The organism is Enterobacter cloacae complex sp. P47BA (assembly GCF_014930485.1).
Lineage (GTDB): Bacteria > Pseudomonadota > Gammaproteobacteria > Enterobacterales > Enterobacteriaceae > Enterobacter > Enterobacter bugandensis.
On record NZ_JADBRF010000005.1, the window covers coordinates 95,004 to 115,333 of the forward strand.

Here is a 20,330-nt window from a genome sequence, read left to right on the forward strand (position 1 = left end):
CCTTACAGCGCGATATCCGCAACCGGCTTGTTTTCCGGCTGAGGCTTCAGCTCCGCCTTCGGCGCAGCATCCGCAGCCTGCGGCTTCACGTACTGCAGCTGCAGCACGCGGCTGGTGTACTCCAGTTCTTGTTCCGTCGCATCCACGTTACCGTTCAGCTTCGTGCCGTAGGATGGAATAATGGTTTTCAGCTTCGCCTGCCATTCCGGGCTGGCAACTTTGTCTTTAAACACTTTTTCCATCAGGTGCAGCATGATTGGCGCAGCGGTAGATGCACCCGGTGACGCACCCAGCAGCGCGGCAATCGTGCCATCCTTATCGCTCACCACTTCGGTACCCAGACGCAGCACGCCGCCCTCTTTCGGATCGCGCTTGATGATCTGCACGCGCTGACCCGCCTGCCACAGACGCCAGTCTTCTTTCTTCGCCTGCGGATAGTACTCTTTCAGCGCCTCGAAGCGTTCTTCATCAGAAAGCATCACCTGGCTAATCAGGTATTTCACCAGGTCGAAATTATCCAGGCCCACGTCCATCATCGGTTTGACGTTAGAGGTGGTGGTCGCGCTCAGCAGATCCCAGAGGGAGCCGTTTTTCAGGAACTTCGTGGAGAAGGTCGCGAACGGTCCGAACAGCACCACGCGTTTACCGTCAAGCATACGGGTATCGATATGCGGGACGGACATCGGTGGCGCACCGACGGAAGCCTGACCGTACACTTTTGCCAGGTGACGGTTCACCACTTCCGGGTTCTCGGACACCAGGAACTGGCCGCCGACCGGGAAGCCCGCGTAGTCGTCAGCTTCAGGAATACCGGACTCCTGCAGCAGCTTCAGCGCCGCGCCGCCCGCACCGATGAAGACAAATTTCGCCTTAATGACGTGCTCGGCTTCATTGTTTTTCAGATCGGCAACCGTCACGCTCCAGCTGTTGTCCGCATTGCGCTTAAAGCCGCGCACTTCGGTGCTGAGCTGCAAATTGAAGTTATCTTTCTTCTTCAGGGACGCCACCAGCTGACGGGTAATTTCGCCGTAGTTCACGTCGGTGCCAATTTCGGTACGGGTCGCCGCCACTTTCTGGTTCGGGTCACGGCCTTCCATGACCAGCGGCGCCCACTCTTTAATCTGCGCGTGGTCTTCGGAGTATTTCATCCCGCGGAACAGGGTGCTCTGCTGCAGCGCAGCGTAGCGCGCGCGCAGGAAATTCACGTTTTGCTCGCCCCACACAAAGCTCATGTGCGGCACGGTATTGATGAAGGAGTGCGGGTCGTGCATCACGCCGCTGTTGACCTGGTGGGACCAGAACTGACGCGAGATCTGGAACGCTTCGTTGATCTCTACCGCCTTCTCGATACTAATGGAACCGTCCTTTTTCTGCGGCGTATAGTTCAGTTCCATGAGTGCCGAATGGCCCGTACCAGCGTTATTCCAACCGTTCGAACTCTCCTGCGCCACGCCATCGAGGCGCTCGACCATGGTCATGGACCAGTCCGGCTGCAGTTCTTGCAGATAGGTTCCCAGCGTGGCGCTCATGATGCCGCCACCAATTAAAAGGACGTCCGTTTCCTGCTCTTTTGGTTCGTCTGCTTTCGCTGCCATTGAGACGGCGTTGAGCCCGACGGCCAGAGAAAAGAGCATGGCAGTCATTTTTTTCATAATTTATGCCTTAGTGTAAAAGTGCTTGATGCGTGGAAATTGCAGGTGAAAAAAGCTGCGTGGGCACGGTAACAACTTTTAAATATTGTTTAAAGGTTACGAAATTATTGTAATTGTGAAATTTAATGATGGATTGTTTGTAGGGAATTGCGGCGCGCAACTGGTATAAGGAGGAATTTATGGCTACTATGCTGCACTTTGTGATCGCGCGCACGGAAGCCTGCCCTAACCAGCGAACTGTTATGTCCTTACCTCATTCTGCCGTATCCCCTGAAGTCAGTGTAGCCAGCGTGCTGCACTCCCCTAAACAACTGGCGCGTGAAACGCTGGCGGGCGTGATTACCGCTCTGGCGCTGATCCCCGAAGTGATCTCATTTTCCGTGGTGGCGGGCGTTGACCCGAAGGTCAGCCTGATCGCCTCCGTGGTGCTGTGTCTTGCTCTCTCCGTGCTGGGCGGTCGTCCGGCGATGGTCACGGCTGCGGCCGGTTCCGTAGCGCTGGTGATTGGCCCGATGGTGCATCAGCACGGGGTACAGTACATTCTTCCCGCCGTGCTGATGGCTGGCGTGATCCAGATTCTGTTTGGCGTGCTGGGCATGGCAAGGCTGATGCGCTTTATTCCCCAGTCGGTGATGACCGGATTTGTTAACGCCCTTGGCATTTTGATTTTCTTCGCTCAGGTGCCGCATTTCTGGAGCCGAAGCCCGCTGATTGTGGGCCTGTTCGTGTTGACGCTGCTGATTGTGCTGTGGGTGCCGCGCTATATTAAAAGCGTCCCTTCCCCGCTGATTGCGATTGTGCTGTTAACCCTTTTCACCGTCACCACCGGTCAGATCCTGCCGACTGTCGGTGATGAAGGCTCAATGACTGGCGGTCTGCCTGGATTTACCGAGCTGCTGGTGCCGCTTAATTTACAGACGCTGAACATTATCTGGCCGTGCGCGTTGAGTATTGCCTTCGTCGGTCTGCTGGAGTCCCTGCTGACGGCAAAACTCGTGGATGAACTGACGGTTACGCCCTCCAGCAAGCGTCGCGAGAGCATCGGGCTGGGCGTGGGGAATATCATGGCCGGGCTCTACGGTGGCATTGCGGGCTGCGCGATGATCGGACAAACCATCGTTAACGTGGAGATGGGAAAAGGACGAAGCCGCATTTCAACCATTGCGGCGGGCATCGTGCTGCTGCTCCTGGTGACGGCACTCAGCGAAGTGATGGCCAAAATCCCGATGGCGGTGCTGGCGGGGATTATGGCGATTGTTGCCGTCAAAACCTTCAGCTGGCACAGCCTTCAGCCCGCCACGATAAAAAAAGCCCCGATTGCCGAAACGGTGGTGATGCTGGTGACGGTAGCCGCCACGGTATCAACCGGCAACCTGGCGGTTGGCGTGCTGGGCGGGATTATCGTCATGGCACTGATCCCCGCCCGCATTAAGCGTCGGGTTAAAGCAGAAAAATCGTTGCCAGCCCAAGAAAAATAAAGAAACCGCCGGTATCGGTGATGGCGGTGATCATCACGCTCGACCCCACCGCGGGGTCGCGCCCCAGTTTGGTCATCGTCAGCGGGATAATGACGCCCATCATCGATGCCACCAGCAAATTTAGCACCATCGCCAGCATCATCACGCCGCCTAAGGCCATATCGTCATACAGCCACCACGTGATGCCGCCCATAATGCCGCCCCATACCAGGCCGTTAATCAGCGCCACGCCCATTTCCCTGAAGATCAGAAAGGCGAAGTTACCGGGCTGAATATTTTCCAGCGCCAGCGCGCGGACGATCATGGTGATGGTCTGGTTTCCGGTGTTGCCGCCAATTCCGGCCACAATCGGCATCAGCGAGGCCAGCGCCACCAGCTGCGAAATGGTGTGTTCAAAGCCGTCAATCACGCGGGAAGCGATGAAGGCGGTACACAGGTTAATAGCCAGCCAGGCCCAGCGGGTTTTCACCGCCTTACCGACGGAGGCGTGGACGTCATCTTCGGCGCTGATCCCGCCTAGCGCGCGCAGGTCATTATCGGTCTCTTCATAAACCACGTCAACGATTTCATCGATGGTCAGACGGCCCATCAGCTTGCCAACGGAGTCTACGACCGCCGCACTCACAAGGTCATCACGTTCAAAGGTACGCGCCGCTTTTTCCGCATCGTCTTCCGGGGAGAAGACCATCGGCTCGTTTTCCATCACCTCGCTCACCCGCTGCTGGGCGCTGTTGAGCAGGATGGTTTTCAGCTCCAGCTCGCCGAGCAGGGTTTTATCCCGCGAGGTGACAAACAGCTTATCGGTGTTGTCCGGCATTTTGCCCAGGCGGCGCAGGTAGCGCTGCACGGTACCGAGCGTGACGTCCGGACGTACCGTGATAACGCCGAACTCCATGATCGCGCCGACGCTGTTTTTCTCGTAGTGCATCACCTGACGCACACGCGCACGTTCATCGGCAGGCAGAGAGGCCAGCAGGCGGCCGGTCAGGTTACGCGGCAGATGCTGTACAAGGTAAATCTGCTCGTCGATATCCAGGGTTTGCAGGGCGTCGAGGATATCCCGATCGCTCATCTCGTCGATCAGGTCATCCCAGACGTTTTCCGAGGCTTCAAGCAGAACCTGGCCGCGCTCGTGATCCTGTACCAGGCGCCAGAGGGCGTGACGCTCTTCCGAAGGAAGCGCTTCCAGGGTATCCGCCAGATCCGGCGGCGGTAAATGAGCAACCAGCGCACCTACCTCAGCAATATCGTCGGCTAAGGTGCCGACATCATATTGCTCAGCCAGAGTCAGTTTGCCTAATAGCGTAGACGTGACCGCTTTATCGGTCGTGAGAAGCCAGATGAGTCGCGCACGTTCCTGGTCACGCTGCCTGGCGCTGTTTTTCTTTAATACCGACATCAATCATAAATCCATTAAATGAGTTGAGACTAAGCATAGCGCGAGGATATGTAAATAAGAATAAACAGCGAGGCGGGATGGAGAAAAAAGCGGCATTACGGCCACGATTATCCCCTCTCCCCGTGGGAGAGGGTTAGAGTGAGGGCATCAGGCCGTGCGCGCCACCGCGTCACGCGACGCCGCATCGCGCTCGTCGCCGGTCAGCTCGCTCAGCCTGCCGTCGCGCATCTCCAGCAGACGGTCGGCGTGAATGAAGTAATGATCGTCGTGGCTGATGGCGAAAATGGTCTTGCCCATCTCCTGCATCAGCGGCAGCAGCACCTGATAAAACTCGCGACGGAAGTGCGGGTCCTGATCTGCCGCCCATTCATCCAACAGGATGATGTCACGCTCTTCCGCCAGCGCCAGCAGCAGCGCCACGCGCTTCTTCTGCCCCTTAGAGAGCTTGAGGTTCAGGATTTTGCCGTCCTGGAGCTCCAGCTTGTGCGACATCTGCAGCTGCGCAAGCCATTTCTCAACCAGCGCCGGATTGGCCTGCTGCCCTTCCGGCCCCAGCAGCTGGTCAAACAGCCAGACATCGGTGAATACCGCTGAGAAAAGCTTGCGGTAATCCTCAGGTTTCTCCGCGCTCAGCGCCTTACCGTCCAGCAGGATCTCGCCCGACTGCGGCTGGTAAAGTCCGGTGAGCAACATCGCCAGCGTGGATTTTCCGCTACCGTTGCCGCCGATGAGGAACAGCAGTTCGCCGCGGTGAATCGTTAGGTTGACCGGTCCCACGGAGAAGGCGTTGTCCTGATAGCGGAACGTCACGTCGCGCAGCTCCAGGGTCTGCCAGTTCGGGAAGGCCTGCGGGCGCGGGAATTCAGCCTTAAATGGCGCCAGATCGAACTTCTTAAGCTTGTTAAACGCCACCTGCGCGCTTAGCAAGGTGGGCAATGCGCCGACGGCTGAGAGCAGCGGCGTACGCAGGAACAGCAGGGTCAGCGAGTAGGTCGCCGCCACGTTGGTGTCCGCCCAGCCCAGGCTGTTCGCCATCCAGAATACCAGGCCAATGGCGCCCAGCATCATAATGTTGGACCAGTTCACCGCGCTCAGGTGGAAGGTATCGGCGCGAATAATGTGGTGCCGGTATTCGCGCGCGTCCGGGACATAGAGGTTATTAAAGATATGCTCGGCACGCTCGCGGTTGAGGGTCAGCTCTTTGCGCCCTTCCAGTACCGTCTGGTAATCGTTATAGAGCTTATCTTCCGTTTCGCGCAGGACCGCCATGTGTTTATAGACGCGCGACACTAGCACGAAACCGCCCCAGATGGTGATGGCAATCCACACCGCGGTCACCGCCAGCATTTTGGTCGAAAGCCAGGCGAGATAGGCCGCCGAGCCAAAGGTCAGGATGATCCCCTGCACCAGCTCCGGCAGGCGGACAAACGCGATGGTAATCGCGCGCACGTCGCTGGTCAGCCCCGCCAGCAGGGAGGCGCTGCCGAGCTGCTCCACGCGCTCAACCTGCGTGTCGAGGATCCGCTTGATGAACTCGCTGCGCAGGCGGAAAACGAAATGGTGGCCGAGCGCGGTCAGCGCCAGCTGAGAGCCGAGCGTAACCGCCATCAACAGCAGCAGCAGGCCGAGAAACTCCGGCAGAACCGAGAGTGAGGTATCGACCATTTCGATCAGCCGCACGTTTATAAACGCGATCAGGCCAATACCCAGCGCCGCGCTGGCAAGGCTTAAGGCCATTACGGCAATGAAGGGCCAGCGGTACTGACGCCAGACAAGAAGAAGTAGTTGCATGCAGGCAATCCGGACAATAAAAATCAGCCAGCAGTGTAAACTGCCCTGAGCGGACATCAAGAATAATTCTTATTTTTGTTTGTTCAATCCCGCCTGACGGAAAGTCAGATTATAGCGGTACTCGCCAGTGAGGGGATGAACCCCGGGCTTCAGGGGCTGGATGCCGTGATAGTACAGCCGTGACTCCCTGCCCCACACCACCACGTCGCCGTGCTCCAGCATAATGCGCCTGAGCGGATCGTTGCGGCGCAATCCGCCAAACTGGAAGACGGCGGGCAGACCCAACGATACCGAGACGATGGGCGCGCGCAGATCGGGTTCATCCTTATCCTGATGCAGGGAGAGCTTCGCACCGATGGCGTAGCGGTTAATCAGGCAGGCATCCGGCCGGAAGTCAGGGTAATCTGCTGCAACGGCAGCCTCGTGACAAAGCGCCTGAAACACCGCAGGCATGGGAGGCCACGGCCGGCCGGTCGTGGGATCGTTCGGGGCATACACATACCCCCGTTCGTTCGTCGCCCACCCCAGTTCGCCGCAGTTGGCCATGGCCACCGACATGGTGTAGCCGCCCGGCGTCACCATATGGCGAAACGGTGAAACCGCCGTGACCTCTTCAATACCGGCAAGCAATGCCGCCGCACGGGAGAGTGCAAAGCGGCGCAGGATCACTGCCCCGGGCGCAAGCGGCTCCTGCCACGGTTCAGCATCCGCAAAAAGATCGAGCATTATCCCTCCCGGCGTTTCGCCTCACGTTTCAGTAATAGCGCTTTTCGCGCCGCCCCCCAGCGATAGCCCGACAGCGCGCCGTCGTTGCGGACCACGCGGTGACAGGGGATCACAATCGCCAGCCTGTTTGCCGCACAGGCTCCCGAGACGGCACGCACCGCGTTGGGCTGGCCTATCGCCTTCGCCACCTGCTGATAGCTGGCCGTTTCCCCGCAGGGGATGTCACGAAGGGCCTGCCAGACCCGCTGCTGGAACGCGGTGCCGCGTATATCCAGCGGCAGCGCCAGCGGCACCGCGTGGTTATCAATACTGGCAATGACCTGGCTGATACGCTGGGCAAAGGCATCTTCCTGCGGGGCATGCTCCGCGTTTGGAAACAGCGTCGCAAATTCTTCTGCCAGTTTGGTATCGTTGTCGCCCAGCAGTATCGCGCAAATCCCCCGCTCGCTTTCCGCAACCAGGCAGCGTCCCAGCGAACAGTCGCCGATGGCGTAACGCACCGCCACCTCGCCTTTGCGGTACTGCTTCGCCGTCATGCCCAGCGCATCGTTGGCTTTGCGGTAATAGCTGCTGCTGTCGGGAAAACCTGCCGCCAGCACGGCATCGGTAATTTTGTTTCCCTGTGCAAGCGCCGCGCGCAGACGCTGCCCCCGCGCCGCCTGCTGCCAGGCTTTTGGCGTCATCCCGGTGACGGACTTAAACAGCCGGTGGAAATGGAAAGGACTCATGGCGACCTGCTGCGCCAGACCTTCAAGCGTCAGCGCGGGATCCTGCTCCAGAAGGCGACAGGCGTGCTCCACTTTCGCCAGCTTTTGCTGATTCGGATCGCGTTTGTCCGGCATGCAGCGCTTACACGGGCGAAACCCTGCCTGAACGGCATGCTGGACATCGGGATAAAAGCAGACGTTTTTACGCAGCGCGTGACGGGCGCGGCATGACGGGCGGCAGAAAATCCCCGTCGTCTGCACGGCAAAGACAAACCGATCGTCAGCGCGCGGATCGCGAGCCAGAACGGCCTGCCAGCGATCCTCATCATTCATATAGGTTGGATTTTTCATCATCAGCTCCTCTTACAAGCATACCTTTAGCGTGCCCGAGTGCCAGTGATAAAAAACCCGCAACCTTGCTTTTTAATTTTTGTCGCTCACCAGGAAGCTGTTGAACTGCGGCGAGCTCCAGGTTTTGAACCCGTCGTCCTCTTTAGTGATCATATAAACCGCCAGCCCTTCCTGACGAACCACCTCTTTGGCTTTTTCCGGGCCGAGAACCATTAATCCGGTATCCCAGGCGTCGGCTTCCAGCGCAGTGGGGGCAATCACGGTCACCGAGACCAGGTTATGCGTGATGGGACGTCCGGTCAGCGGATCGATCACGTGCGAAATACGCTTCCCGTCGAGCTCGTAATAGTTACGGTAGCTCCCGGAAGTGCTGATGCCGTGCCCGTTAATATCCACAATGGCCTGTACGGCGTTTTGCCGATCGGTCGGTTTTTGAATCGCCACGCGCCACGGTTTACCGCTGGCGTTCATGCCCCGGCTGACTAACGCGCCCCCCACGGAGACCAGGTAGCGCGATATCCCTTCCTGCGTCATCAGCGCGGCAAGGTGATCCGCCGCGTAACCTTCACCTACCGTCGACAGATCGACAAAAAGATCGGGGATGTCTTTCTGCAGATACTGCTGGCCGTATTGGTTGATCACCGTCAGATGCTTTAGCCCTGTCCGGGCGCGGGCATCATCAATGGCCGCCTGATCGGGTGTGGTATCCGGCTGTTTGTTCGGGCCAAATCCCCAGAGATTGACCAGAGGCCCGACGGTGACATCCATCGCGCCGTTGGTTTTATATCCCACGCGCATTGATTCGGTGACGATATCGGCCATCGCTTCGCTCACCGGCCACAGGGAGGTACTGGTGGAAAGATTGAAGCGCATCAGCGCCGAGTCATTTTTATAGGTTGAGAGCAGCTGGTCGTCGGCGTCCAGCTGAGACTGGATTTTACCGCGAAGTTCATCAGCGCGCGTTTTATCCAGGCCCATCACGCTGACGCGCCAGAAGGTGCCCATCGTTTTGCCTTCGAGCACCGTCGCGGCGGGTGCATCGGTTTTCGCCACGGGCGCGGAATCGTCACACGCGGTCAGGAAAAAAAGCATAGCCAGAAAGCTGGCGCGTAAAAAAGTCATGTCCATTCATTATTATCCTCATGCCAGGGCGGCAAGAGTACACCAAAACGGTTGCATTGTGAGGCCAAAAAAAAGCACAAAAAAGGGGCCCTCAGGCCCCTTAGTCACACGATGACGCGATTAGAACTGGTAAACCAGACCCAGCGCGACGATATCATCAGTGCCGATACCGGCCTGACGGGTGAACTCATTTTCATCAACCAGGTTGATTTTGTAATCCACGTAGGTGGACATGTTTTTGTTGAAGTAGTAAGTCGCACCCACATCCACATATTTCAGCAGATCCTGATCGCCGTAACCTTCGATGTCTTTACCTTTGGACTGCAGGTAAGCCACGGATGGACGCAGGCCGAAGTCGAACTGGTACTGAGCAACCACTTCGAAGTTCTGCGCTTTGTTAGCAAAACCGTAAATGTCGCTGCTGCTCTGAGAGTTGCCGAAACGCGTTGCGTTGTAGGTCTGTGAGTATTGTGCCGCCAGGTAGATATTGTTGGCGTCGTATTTCAGACCACCAGAATATACTTCAGCGCGATCGCCTTCGCCTTTCAGCGCCGGGTTAGCGGTGTTGTTCTGGTCAGCGGTACGTTTGGAAGAAGACATTGCACCACCGATGCTGAAGCCTTCACCCAGGTTATAGGTCAGGGACGCGCCGTAGCCGTCGCCGTTCTGTTTCAGGGTGCTACGACCAGTGTCGTTTTCGCCGCTTACGCTACCGTTTTTACCCTGATACTGCAGCGCAAAGTTCAGGCCATCCACCAGACCAAAGAAGTCCTGGTTACGATAGGTCGCCACGCCGTTAGCACGAGACTGCAGGAAGTTGTCTGAGCCGTAGGTATCGCCGCCAAATTCTGGCAGAACGTCAGTCCAGGAAGTTACGTCGTAGATCACGCCGTAGTTACGACCGTAATCGAAAGAGCCCGCTTCAGCGAATTTCAGACCGGCAAACGCCACACGCGTCCAGGACTGGTTGTCGCTTTCAGTCGTGTTGCCCTGGATCTGGTATTCCCACTGGCCATAACCGGTCAGCTGATCGTTAACCTGAGTTTCGCCTTTGAAGCCAAGACGCATGTAGGTCTGGTCGCCGTCAGCACTCTTGTCGTCAGAGAAATAGTGCAGACCATCAACTTTGCCGTACAGATCTAATTTGTTGCCATCTTTATTATAAATTTCGGCCGCATTTGCTGCGCCTGCTACCAGCAGTGCTGGTACCAGGAGGGACAGTACTTTAACTTTCATTTTATTAACCCTCTGTTATATGCCTTATAATTGCCACTGCTTACTGGTTAACCCTCATTAACCAGTCGGCAAATTCATTCTCCGCAAAATTACAGAATAATCCAATGCGAATATGATACGAAAACTTTGAAGATGTTTCATTTATCCATCAACATGTTTCAAAATGTAAATGAAAAGGAACTTTTACAAAGCACAAAAAGCTTAGAAATTTAGCACTTATAATCAAAACGAAAAATGACCCAATACATATCAAAGAGTTAAAATAAAAAACGTTACCGCACTGAATGACAAAACAAGATCGACTCCAGTCTCTAAAATAACTCTCGCTATCATCATTAACTTTATTTATTACCGTCATTCAGCTTTGAATGTCTGTTTATCCCTAATTCAACCGGATGCATCGCATTCGGTTTTTTTTTACCCTTCTTTACGTAACTTTTCCTTTTTTGTGCTACCGCCGCGTAATTATAACGACTATTAACTAAATTCACGCTCGCCCCTGTGCATAATGGGAAAATTCGCTCAAAACTTAATTTCTTGTTAATTCGTGCTATTTTCTGACGAAATGCATTTTTTATTTGTACATACATTATGTTCTTGTACACATTTAAGACGTCCTTTCTCTCTCGCACGGGCCATCGAAAAAGTCGCTTGTTCAAGGACAGTGGCGCTGGAAATTCAGTTATTACCCTTTATACTGCCCTATCGCCACAGAGCACGACCATCACGGGTTAAAGATATCAATGAGTCAGACTGAAACTACCGCCCAAAGCAAATTCTCCCTTCTGCCCGGGAGCATCACCCGTTTCTTTCTTCTTTTGATCGTGGTGCTGTTAGTCACAATGGGCGTGATGGTGCAGAGCGCGGTTAACGCCTGGCTGAAGGATAAGAGCTATCAGGTGGTGGATATTACCCACGCCGTACACAAGCGTATTGATACCTGGCGCTACGCCACCTGGCAGATTTACGACAACATTGCGGCAGCGCCTGCCAGCTCATCCGGAGATGGGCTTCAGGAGACGCGGCTTAAGCAGGATGTCTACTATCTCGAAAAACCGCAGCGTAAGACTGAAGCGCTTATCTTTGGCTCTCACGACAGCGCGACCCTTGAGATGACGCAGCGTATTTCGACCTACCTGGATACCCTCTGGGGCGCCGAAACGGTGCCGTGGTCGATGTACTATCTGAACGGTCAGGACAACAGCATGATCCTGATCTCGACGCTGCCGTTGAAAGATCTCTCTTCCGGATTTAAAGAGACGACGGTCGGCAGCATTGTCGACTCCCGCCGGGCAGAAATGCTGCAGCAGGCCAATGCCCTTGATGAACGTGAGAGCTTCTCATCGCTGCGCCGATTGGCCTGGCAGAATGGTCACTATTTTACCCTGCGTACCACCTTTAACCAGCCGGGTCATCTGGCGACGGTCGTGGCCTTCGATTTACCCATTAATGATTTGATCCCGCCGGATATGCCGCTCGACAGCTTCCGTCTGGAGCCGGACAGCAGCACCCAGAACATGCGTGCGGCGTCCGACAAAGAGGCCGCAGAGAGCGTCACCATCTCCTTTAACGGCTCGAAAATTGAAATTGCCTCGTCGCTGAACTCAACCGGCATGCGTCTGGTGTGGCAGGTACCGTTCGGCACGCTGCTGCTTGATACCCTGCAAAATATTCTGCTGCCGCTGCTGCTGAATATTGGTCTGCTGGCGCTGGCCCTGTTTGGCTACAGCACCTTCCGCTTCCAGCCGGGACGCCAGAGCGACGCGTCTGCGGTCTCCGCGGGCAACACCAACGAGCTGCGCGTATTGCGCGCGCTCAATGAAGAGATTGTCTCCGTGCTGCCGCTAGGGGTGTTAGTTCACGATCAGGAATCGAATCGCACGGTGATGAGCAATAAAATTGCTGACCATCTGCTGCCGCACCTTAACCTGCAGAACATCACCACTATGGCGGATCAGCACCAGGGGGTTATTCAGGCCACCATTAACAATGAACTGTACGAGATCCGTCAGTTCCGCAGCCAGGTGGCCCCGCGTACGCAAATCTTCATCATTCGCGATCAGGATCGCGAAGTGCTGGTGAATAAAAAGCTCAAGCAGGCGCAAAGGCTGTATGAGAAGAACCAGCAGGGGCGCGCGGCATTCATGCAGAATATTGGCGATGCCTTCAAGCAGCCGTTAAAAACGCTGGCGACCCAGGCGGCGGCGTTAAACACGTCTGAAAGCCACCAGCTCGCCTGCCAGGCCGACTCGCTGGTCCGCATGGTGGATGAGATCCAGCTGGCAAACATGCTGGAGAATGATTTCTGGAAAGGCACCCCTTCTCTCTTCTCCATTCAGGATCTGATCGATGAAGTGGTTCCCGAAGTCCTGCCCGTAATTAAGCGCAAAGGGCTGCAGCTGCTAATCAACAACCATTTACCCGCCAATGACGAACGTCACGGCGACCGCGAGGCGCTGCGTCGTATTCTGCTGATGATTATTCAGTACGCCGTGACCACCACGCAAATCGGCAAGATCACCCTTGAAGTGAGCACCGACGAGTCGGCGGAAGATCGCCTGACGTTCCGCATTCTGGACACCGGGGAAGGCGTGACGGCGAGTGAAATTGATAATCTGCACTTCCCGTTCCTGAATGACACGCAAAGCGATCATTACGGCAAGGCTAACGCCCTGACCTTCTGGCTGTGCGATCAGCTGGCACGTAAGCTCGGCGGTCATCTGAATATCAAGGCCCGTGAATCACTGGGTACGCGTTACTCTCTGCACGTGAAAATGGCCGCCAATCCGCAGGAAGAAGATGAAGAACGCCTGCTGGATGACGTCGTGGTGATGGTGGATGTGACCTCAAACGAGATCCGCAATATTGTGGTTCGTCAGCTCGAAAACTGGGGCGCGGCCTGCATCACGCCGGATGAAAGGCTGGCAAGTCAAGAATTTGATCTGTTTTTAACTGATAATCCGTCTAATCTTACTGCCTCGGGCTTGCTTTTAAGCGATGATGAGTCACGCGTGCGGAAAATCGGCCCTGGCCAGCTGCGCGTCAACTTTAATATAAGCAATGCGATGCAGGAAGCTGTACTACAACTAATAGAAGAGCAGCTGGCGCAGGAAGAGATAACGGAATCCCCGTTAGGCGGTAATGAAAATGCCGAGCTTCACGCCAGCGGATACTATTCCCTCTTTGTTGATACAGTACCAGATGATGTGAAGCGGTTGTATACTGAGTCCGCTGCGAATGATTTTGCAGCGCTGGCACAGACAGCACACCGGCTTAAAGGGGTGTTTGCCATGCTTAATCTGGTTCCCGGCAAGCAATTATGTGAAACGCTGGAACATCTAATTCGTGAGAAAGATGCCTCTGGCATTGAAAAATACATCAGCGACATTGACGCCTACGTCAAAAGCTTGCTGTAGCAAGGTAGCCTTATACATGAACAATATGAACGTAATTATTGCCGATGACCATCCGATTGTACTGTTCGGTATTCGCAAATCACTTGAACAGATCGAGTGGGTGAATGTAGTCGGTGAATTTGAAGACTCTACAGCACTGATCAATAACCTCCCAAAGCTTGATGCGCACGTGCTCATTACCGATCTCTCTATGCCTGGAGACAAATACGGTGATGGGATCACGCTCATCAAATATATTAAACGTCACTTCCCGGACATCTCGATTATTGTTCTGACCATGAACAACAACCCGGCGATCCTGAGCGCCGTGCTGGATCTGGACATCGAAGGGATTGTGCTGAAGCAAGGCGCCCCGACCGATCTGCCAAAAGCGCTGGCTGCGCTGCAGAAAGGCAAGAAGTTCACGCCTGAGAGCGTCTCTCGTCTGCTGGAAAAAATCAGCGCGGGTGGCTACGGTGACAAACGCCTGTCGCCGAAAGAGAGCGAAGTTCTGCGCCTGTTCGCCGAAGGTTTCCTGGTGACCGAGATTGCCAAGAAACTGAACCGCAGCATTAAGACCATCAGCAGCCAGAAAAAATCAGCAATGATGAAGCTGGGCGTGGACAACGATATTGCCCTGCTGAACTATCTCTCCTCCGTTACGCTGAGCGCATCGGATAAGGATTGATCCCCCACTGTAAATGCCGGATGGCGCTCACGCTTACCCGGCCTACAGAACCCGTAGGCCCGCGCAAGCGCAGCGCCGCCGGGCAAATAAAAAAGGCCCTTACGGGCCTTTTTTATATTCTGGTTTTTCTCACGCGATCCGCATAAACAGACAGCGTTTGTTTGAGCACGTCCAGCGTCACCGGTTTCGACAGGCAGCTGTCCATGCCCGACTCCAGACAGCGCTGTTTCTCTTCCGCCAGCGCGTTCGCCGTTACGCCCACGACCGGCAGCGTCAGGCCAAGCTGTCGGATGCGCTGCGTCAGCCGGTAGCCGTCCATGTTAGGCATGTTGACGTCGCTCAGCACGATATCAATATGATTTTTACTCAGCACATTCAGCGCATCCACGCCGTCATTGGCGGTTTTGCACTGATAGCCCAGCGATCCAAGCTGGTCAGCCAGCAGGCGGCGGTTAATCGGATGGTCATCCACCACCAGAATCATCATATCGTCATTCACTGACGCCAGACCTTCCGGTGACGGCAGCGCGACTGCACCGTCGTTCTCTTCCAGCTCAACTTTATAGATACGGGCCAGCAGGCTCAACAGCTCATGCGGCGTTGCGACGCTGTGCACCCATTCGCCCGGCGCACGTTCAACCGGTATGCCAATGTGGCGACGGCAGAAGAGCACCGTTCCTCTCCCCTGCCACGGCTGTTCCGGCATCTCGTCGGCGATGAGCACATCGTCCACGTCCGGCGTCTGGCCTTCATAGCGGCAGACCCTCACGCCGCTATGGGCGAGCAGCGCCGTCAGATAGTCATTCAGCGAGGCATTATTGACCGCCAGCCAGCAGCGCTTATCGTTCAGCCCGTCAACCGTGGCTTTTGCCGGATACTGCGCGGAATAGAGCGGAATGCGGATGGTGAACTGGCTGCCCATGCCGGGCTCAGTATCCACGGAAATGTCACCGTCCATCATGCTGACGAGCTTCTCGCAAATCGCCAGCCCCAGACCGGTGCCCTGGAAGTTACGCTGCACGCCGGTGCCGACCTGGAAGAACGGGTCGAACAGACGCACCACCTCCTTGGCCGGTATGCCCACCCCCGTGTCACGCACGCGGATGCTGAGGTAATCTCCCGCCCGGCGTACGTGTAGCACAATGCAGCCGATATCGGTGAATTTAATGGCATTGCTGAGCAGGTTAGAGATGACCTGCTGCAGGCGCATCGGGTCGCCGTGCAGCGTCAGCGGCACATCCGGTTCAATGAAGCAGTAGAGCCCCAGCTGTTTACGCACCACCAGCGGCAGATAGTTGGCGCTGATGTGGTTCATGACCTCACGCGGCGAAAACTCGCGCGGCTCAATTTTCAGCTGCTCAGACTCAATTTTAGAGAAGTCGAGAATATCGCTGATGATCTTCAGCAGCAGGCTGGAGGAGTTGTTCATCGCCGTTACCAGCCGGTCGACGCCTTTCGGCAATTCCTTCGTCTGCAGCAGATCGAGGTTACCGATAATCCCGTACAGCGGCGTACGTAGCTCGTGACTGACGGTAGCCAGGAACATGGATTTCGACTGGCTGGCCTGCTCCGCGGCCTGCGCCATCTCCTGCAGCGACTCTTCCATCTTCACGCGCGCGGAGACATCCACCAGCACGCAAATCGCTACGTTTTCATTGCGATAGCGGGAATGAACAAAGCTGATCTGCAGGTTAGTGTGGGTGCTGGTGAGCACGTCGACAAAGTTCACCTGCTGGCCGCAGATGATTTGCGTCAGCCTTTGCCGGTCCTCGTGCGTCAGCATGTTCAGGTAGTTGTGCGCCAGCTCGTTACTCAGGATGTTGGTCCCGTCCTGGGTACGAAGAATGCAGATCCCCACCGGAGCCGAGGCGACAATTTTGCGGTTGAACTGCTCGTGCTCCTCCAGACGCTGGGCGTCACTTTCGGCGGGAATAAAGATTCTCCGCTCATACATGCGCGCCAGCGTAAACAGCGCCCCGCCCACCAGCAGGTTCAGCAGGATCGCATTCATAATAAGAATGCGTATCCGCTCAAGGACCATATCCACCGGCAGCGAGTAAACAATGCTCAGCGACGATGGCGGCAGGCTTTTTTTCAGCACCAGCTCGCGGAAGCCGGAGGTGTAGCCAAACCATGAGCGTTCCTGCATCCAGTGCGGATCGACGTTCAAACTTTTATCCGGCCCGGCGAGTGAGATCAGCTGATGCCCGTTTTCATCCAGAATGGTCACGCCCATCGGCAGGCTCCCCGGCGTGAAGAAGTTTTCCATGCGGATGGTCTGCTCAATCCCCAGCAGCGCCTGCAGACGATTACCCAGGTAGACCGGCGTCAGCGCGTAGAAATAGCCCACGCCCATGCGCGGCCCCTGGCTAATCCAGAAGATGTTGTTCCCGCGCTCGTCCTGCGGCGCATTGCGATATTTCACAATACGCTCGTGCAGGCTTTTCAGCGCATCATCGCGCTCGACGGGCACATCGCGCAGGCCAAAGTCAGCCATGCAGAGGTTTTCACTGCCAATCAGGAATACGCGGTTAAGGTCGTAGGCGGCGGAGAAGTTGTCGCGCCAGTAGCGCATAAACCAGGCGAGGGATTCCAGCGACCCGCGCCAGGTGCTGCTCATGGTGGAGCAATCCGAGTCCGGGAACAGCGGCTGGAAGTCCGGTACTTCGGTTTTGTCATTGCGCCCGCGCAGGGCAAGGATACCGTTTTCTGCCGTCAGCCGATTTTCGGCAATATACTTCAGCTCCTTCATCACGTCAGACGTTCGCTGAATGTAGCGCTGGGCCTGATCGGAGCTTAAATTAAACTCCTGGCGGATCTCCGCTTCTTTCTGGTTCAGCGCATTGACGATGTAAAACACCGACAGCAAGGCCACCAGCAGCCAAAGCAGGAGCGCCAGCGCCCGGAACAGATAGCGAGAAACTTTCAGCGTGGTACGAAAGGAGACGAGGTATTTCAAAGGGGCGAGGCTCCGCCGTCGGGGTCAAAAGAATGTGGTTAAGGTAGCGGTAAACGCGGCTTGTCGCAACGTTCACGTATCTGCATCTGCAAAAGAAAAGGGCCGGAATCCGGCCCTTTATGCGTCAGAAGAGATTACTCGTCAGCGTCATCCGCTGCGTCGTCGTCGCTCTCTGCTTCCGGTGCGATTTCATCATCACCTTCCGCGATGCTGCCGTCGATGGAATCGAGCTCTTCGTCGTCCACCGGCTCAGCAACGCGTTGCAGACCGACCACGTTTTCATCTTCCGCCGTACGGATGAGGATAACGCCCTGGGTGTTACGGCCCACCACGCTGATCTCGGATACGCGCGTACGCACCAGCGTACCGGCATCGGTGATCATCATGATCTGGTCGGCATCGTCCACCTGCACCGCGCCCACAACGGAACCGTTGCGCTCGGTGACCTTGATGGAGATAACACCCTGCGTGCCGCGTGACTTGGTCGGGTATTCGCTTTCCGCCGTACGTTTACCGTAGCCGTTCTGGGTGACGGTCAGGATTGCGCCTTCGCCACGTGGAACGATCAGGGAAACAACGGAGTCTTCACCCGCCAGCTTAATACCGCGCACGCCGGTCGCCGTACGACCCATTGCACGCACGGCATTCTCTTTGAAGCGCACCACTTTACCGGCCGCAGAGAACAGCATCACTTCATCAGAACCGGAGGTCAGATCCACACCGATCAGCTCGTCGCCTTCGTTCAGGTTCACCGCAATAATACCGGCAGAACGTGGACGGCTGAACTCGGTCAGCGCGGTTTTCTTCACGGTACCGCTGGCGGTCGCCATAAAGACGTTCACGCCCTCTTCGTACTCGCGTACCGGCAGGATGGCGGTGATACGTTCGTTCGCTTCCAGCGGCAGCAGGTTGACGATTGGACGACCGCGCGCACCGCGGCTCGCTTCCGGCAGCTGATAGACCTTCATCCAGTACAGACGGCCACGGCTGGAGAAGCAGAGGATCGTATCGTGGGTGTTAGCCACCAGCAGACGGTCAATGAAGTCTTCTTCTTTAATACGTGCCGCAGATTTACCTTTACCGCCACGACGCTGTGCTTCGTAGTCGGTCAACGGCTGATACTTCACGTAGCCCTGGTGAGACAGCGTCACGACCACGTCTTCGCGGTTGATCAGATCTTCAATGTTGATATCAGAGCTGTTGGCCGTGATTTCGGTACGACGCTCGTCGCCGAACTGATCGCGGACCAGCTCCAGCTCTTCGCGGATCACTTCCATCAGGCGCTCTGCGCTACCCAGGATGTGCAGCAACTCAGCAATTTGCTCCAGCAGCTCTTTGTACTCGTCGAGCAGTTTTTCATGCTCAAGGCCGGTCAGCTTCTGCAGGCGCAGATCCAGAATCGCCTGGGCCTGCTGTTCAGTCAGGTAGTACTGACCGTCACGCACGCCGAATTCAGGCTCGAGCCACTCAGGACGCGCAGCGTCGTCGCCCGCACGTTCCAGCATCGCCGCCACGTTGCCCAGATCCCATGGACGCGCAACCAGCGAAGCTTTCGCTTCTGCCGGCGTCGGCGCACGACGGATCAGCTCGATGATCGGGTCGATGTTCGCCAGCGCAACGGCCAGTGCTTCAAGGATATGAGCGCGATCGCGCGCTTTGCGCAGTTCGAAGATGGTACGACGGGTCACCACTTCGCGGCGGTGACGCACGAACGCGCTCAGGATCTCTTTCAGGTTCATGATCTTCGGCTGACCATGGTGCAGCGCAACCATGTTGATACCGAAGGAGACCTGAAGCTGAGTCTGGGAGTACAGGTTGTTCAGCACAACCTCACCCACCGCGTCGCGCTTGATTTCAATCACGATGCGCATACCGTCTTTGTCAGACTCGTCACGCAGCGCGCTGATGCCTTCAACGCGTTTCTCTTTTACCAGCTCGGCGATTTTTTCAATCAGACGCGCTTTGTTCACCTGATACGGGATCTCGTGAACAATGATAGTTTCACGGCCGGTTTTGGCGTCCGCTTCTACTTCGGCGCGGGCACGAATGTAAATCTTGCCGCGACCGGTGCGGTACGCTTCTTCAATGCCGCGACGACCGTTGATGATCGCCGCCGTCGGGAAGTCCGGGCCCGGGATGTGTTCCATCAGCCCTTCAATGCTGATGTCTTCATCGTCGATATAGGCCAGGCAGCCGTTGATCACTTCCGTGATGTTGTGCGGCGGAATGTTGGTCGCCATACCCACGGCGATACCGGACGAGCCGTTCACCAGCAGGTTAGGGATCTTCGTTGGCATAACGTCAGGAATTTTTTCCGTGCCGTCGTAGTTATCAACGAAATCAACCGTCTCTTTTTCCAGGTCGGCCATCAGCTCATGGGCAATCTTCGCCAGACGGATTTCCGTATAACGCATTGCCGCGGCGGAGTCGCCGTCGATAGAACCAAAGTTACCCTGACCATCTACCAGCATGTAACGCAGCGAGAACGGCTGCGCCATACGGACAATGGTGTCGTACACCGCGGAATCACCATGGGGATGGTATTTACCGATTACGTCACCAACGACACGGGCAGATTTTTTGTAGGCTTTATTCCAGTCATTGCCCAATACGTTCATGGCGTATAGTACGCGACGGTGTACCGGCTTCAGGCCATCGCGGACATCCGGCAGCGCACGGCCAACAATGACCGACATCGCATAGTCCAGATAGGAGCTTTTCAGCTCTTCCTCGATGTTAACCGGTGTAATTTCTCTCGCAAGGTCGCTCATCTAACCGCTATCCCTCTACTGTATCCCGGATTCAAAGGTCGCAAATTATAACACA

At 56.0% G+C, this 20,330-nt stretch carries 12 protein-coding genes; 3 read left to right on the top strand and 9 right to left on the bottom strand.

Annotated elements, in window-relative coordinates:
* Positions 1 to 2 precede the first annotated feature (2 nt).
* Positions 3 to 1,652: a malate dehydrogenase (quinone) gene (mqo, locus tag IM299_RS07540; protein ID WP_193357270.1), complete on the bottom strand. Its 1,650-nt coding sequence runs from the start codon at positions 1,650 to 1,652 to the stop codon at positions 3 to 5.
* Positions 1,653 to 1,840: 188 nt separating this feature from the next.
* Between mqo and IM299_RS07545 the strand changes: the two genes are divergently transcribed.
* The gene (locus IM299_RS07545) at positions 1,841 to 3,130 is read left to right on the top strand and encodes a SulP family inorganic anion transporter (protein ID WP_193357288.1); all 1,290 of its coding nucleotides are present in this window, start codon (positions 1,841 to 1,843) and stop codon (positions 3,128 to 3,130) included.
* Here the strand turns inward: IM299_RS07545 and mgtE are convergent.
* The 6 genes from mgtE to IM299_RS07575 all read right to left on the bottom strand — a co-directional run bounded on the left by mgtE (position 3,093) and on the right by IM299_RS07575 (position 10,462).
* On the bottom strand, positions 3,093 to 4,529 hold the full coding sequence (mgtE, locus tag IM299_RS07550; RefSeq protein ID WP_028013894.1) for a magnesium transporter: 1,437 nt from the start codon (positions 4,527 to 4,529) through the stop codon (positions 3,093 to 3,095). The genes IM299_RS07545 and mgtE overlap by 38 nt on opposite strands.
* Before the next feature lie 147 nt (positions 4,530 to 4,676).
* A complete protein-coding gene (locus IM299_RS07555; protein ID WP_045629903.1) occupies positions 4,677 to 6,320 on the bottom strand; it encodes a multidrug ABC transporter permease/ATP-binding protein in 1,644 nt (547 codons plus the stop codon).
* 69 nt (positions 6,321 to 6,389) lie between these two features.
* Complete coding sequence (alkB, locus tag IM299_RS07560) at positions 6,390 to 7,046, bottom strand: DNA oxidative demethylase AlkB (RefSeq protein ID WP_041908975.1); 657 nt, start codon at positions 7,044 to 7,046, stop codon at positions 6,390 to 6,392.
* Positions 7,046 to 8,104 carry a bifunctional DNA-binding transcriptional regulator/O6-methylguanine-DNA methyltransferase Ada gene (ada, locus tag IM299_RS07565; RefSeq protein WP_193357289.1) on the bottom strand — a complete coding sequence of 353 codons (1,059 nt, stop codon included), beginning with the start codon at positions 8,102 to 8,104 and terminating at the stop codon, positions 7,046 to 7,048. The genes alkB and ada overlap by 1 nt, the downstream gene beginning before the upstream one ends.
* Positions 8,105 to 8,176: 72 nt before the next feature.
* Complete coding sequence (gene apbE, locus IM299_RS07570; RefSeq protein ID WP_041908971.1) at positions 8,177 to 9,232, bottom strand: FAD:protein FMN transferase ApbE; 1,056 nt, start codon at positions 9,230 to 9,232, stop codon at positions 8,177 to 8,179.
* 114 nt (positions 9,233 to 9,346) lie between these two features.
* Complete coding sequence (locus IM299_RS07575; RefSeq protein WP_041908969.1) at positions 9,347 to 10,462, bottom strand: porin OmpC; 1,116 nt, start codon at positions 10,460 to 10,462, stop codon at positions 9,347 to 9,349.
* A gap of 743 nt (positions 10,463 to 11,205) precedes the next feature.
* Between IM299_RS07575 and rcsD the strand changes: the two genes are divergently transcribed.
* Positions 11,206 to 13,878, top strand: coding sequence for a phosphotransferase RcsD (gene rcsD / locus IM299_RS07580; protein ID WP_028013900.1), 2,673 nt, complete (start codon positions 11,206 to 11,208; stop codon positions 13,876 to 13,878).
* A gap of 16 nt (positions 13,879 to 13,894) precedes the next feature.
* Positions 13,895 to 14,545 carry a response regulator transcription factor RcsB gene (gene rcsB / locus IM299_RS07585; RefSeq protein ID WP_006176468.1) on the top strand — a complete coding sequence of 217 codons (651 nt, stop codon included), beginning with the start codon at positions 13,895 to 13,897 and terminating at the stop codon, positions 14,543 to 14,545.
* A gap of 112 nt (positions 14,546 to 14,657) precedes the next feature.
* Here the strand turns inward: rcsB and rcsC are convergent, their stop codons facing one another.
* Positions 14,658 to 17,504: a two-component system sensor histidine kinase RcsC gene (gene rcsC, locus IM299_RS07590; RefSeq protein ID WP_193357271.1), complete on the bottom strand. Its 2,847-nt coding sequence runs from the start codon at positions 17,502 to 17,504 to the stop codon at positions 14,658 to 14,660.
* Between the two features lie 134 nt (positions 17,505 to 17,638).
* A complete protein-coding gene (gene gyrA, locus IM299_RS07595; protein ID WP_193357272.1) occupies positions 17,639 to 20,275 on the bottom strand; it encodes a DNA topoisomerase (ATP-hydrolyzing) subunit A in 2,637 nt (878 codons plus the stop codon).
* Positions 20,276 to 20,330 lie beyond the last annotated feature (55 nt).

Bases quoted from the DNA above. Each gene is read 5' to 3' on its own strand.
- alkB (WP_041908975.1), bottom strand. From the start codon at position 7,046: ATGCTCGATCTTTTTGCGGATGCTGAACCGTGGCAGGAGCCGCTTGCG.
- IM299_RS07575 (WP_041908969.1), bottom strand. From the start codon at position 10,462: ATGAAAGTTAAAGTACTGTCCCTCCTGGTACCAGCACTGCTGGTAGCA.
- IM299_RS07555 (WP_045629903.1), bottom strand. From the start codon at position 6,320: ATGCAACTACTTCTTCTTGTCTGGCGTCAGTACCGCTGGCCCTTCATT.
- rcsB (WP_006176468.1), top strand. From the start codon at position 13,895: ATGAACAATATGAACGTAATTATTGCCGATGACCATCCGATTGTACTG.
- apbE (WP_041908971.1), bottom strand. From the start codon at position 9,232: ATGGACATGACTTTTTTACGCGCCAGCTTTCTGGCTATGCTTTTTTTC.
- rcsD (WP_028013900.1), top strand. From the start codon at position 11,206: ATGAGTCAGACTGAAACTACCGCCCAAAGCAAATTCTCCCTTCTGCCC.
- mgtE (WP_028013894.1), bottom strand. From the start codon at position 4,529: ATGTCGGTATTAAAGAAAAACAGCGCCAGGCAGCGTGACCAGGAACGT.
- mqo (WP_193357270.1), bottom strand. From the start codon at position 1,652: ATGAAAAAAATGACTGCCATGCTCTTTTCTCTGGCCGTCGGGCTCAAC.
- ada (WP_193357289.1), bottom strand. From the start codon at position 8,104: ATGAAAAATCCAACCTATATGAATGATGAGGATCGCTGGCAGGCCGTT.
- IM299_RS07545 (WP_193357288.1), top strand. From the start codon at position 1,841: ATGCTGCACTTTGTGATCGCGCGCACGGAAGCCTGCCCTAACCAGCGA.
- gyrA (WP_193357272.1), bottom strand. From the start codon at position 20,275: ATGAGCGACCTTGCGAGAGAAATTACACCGGTTAACATCGAGGAAGAG.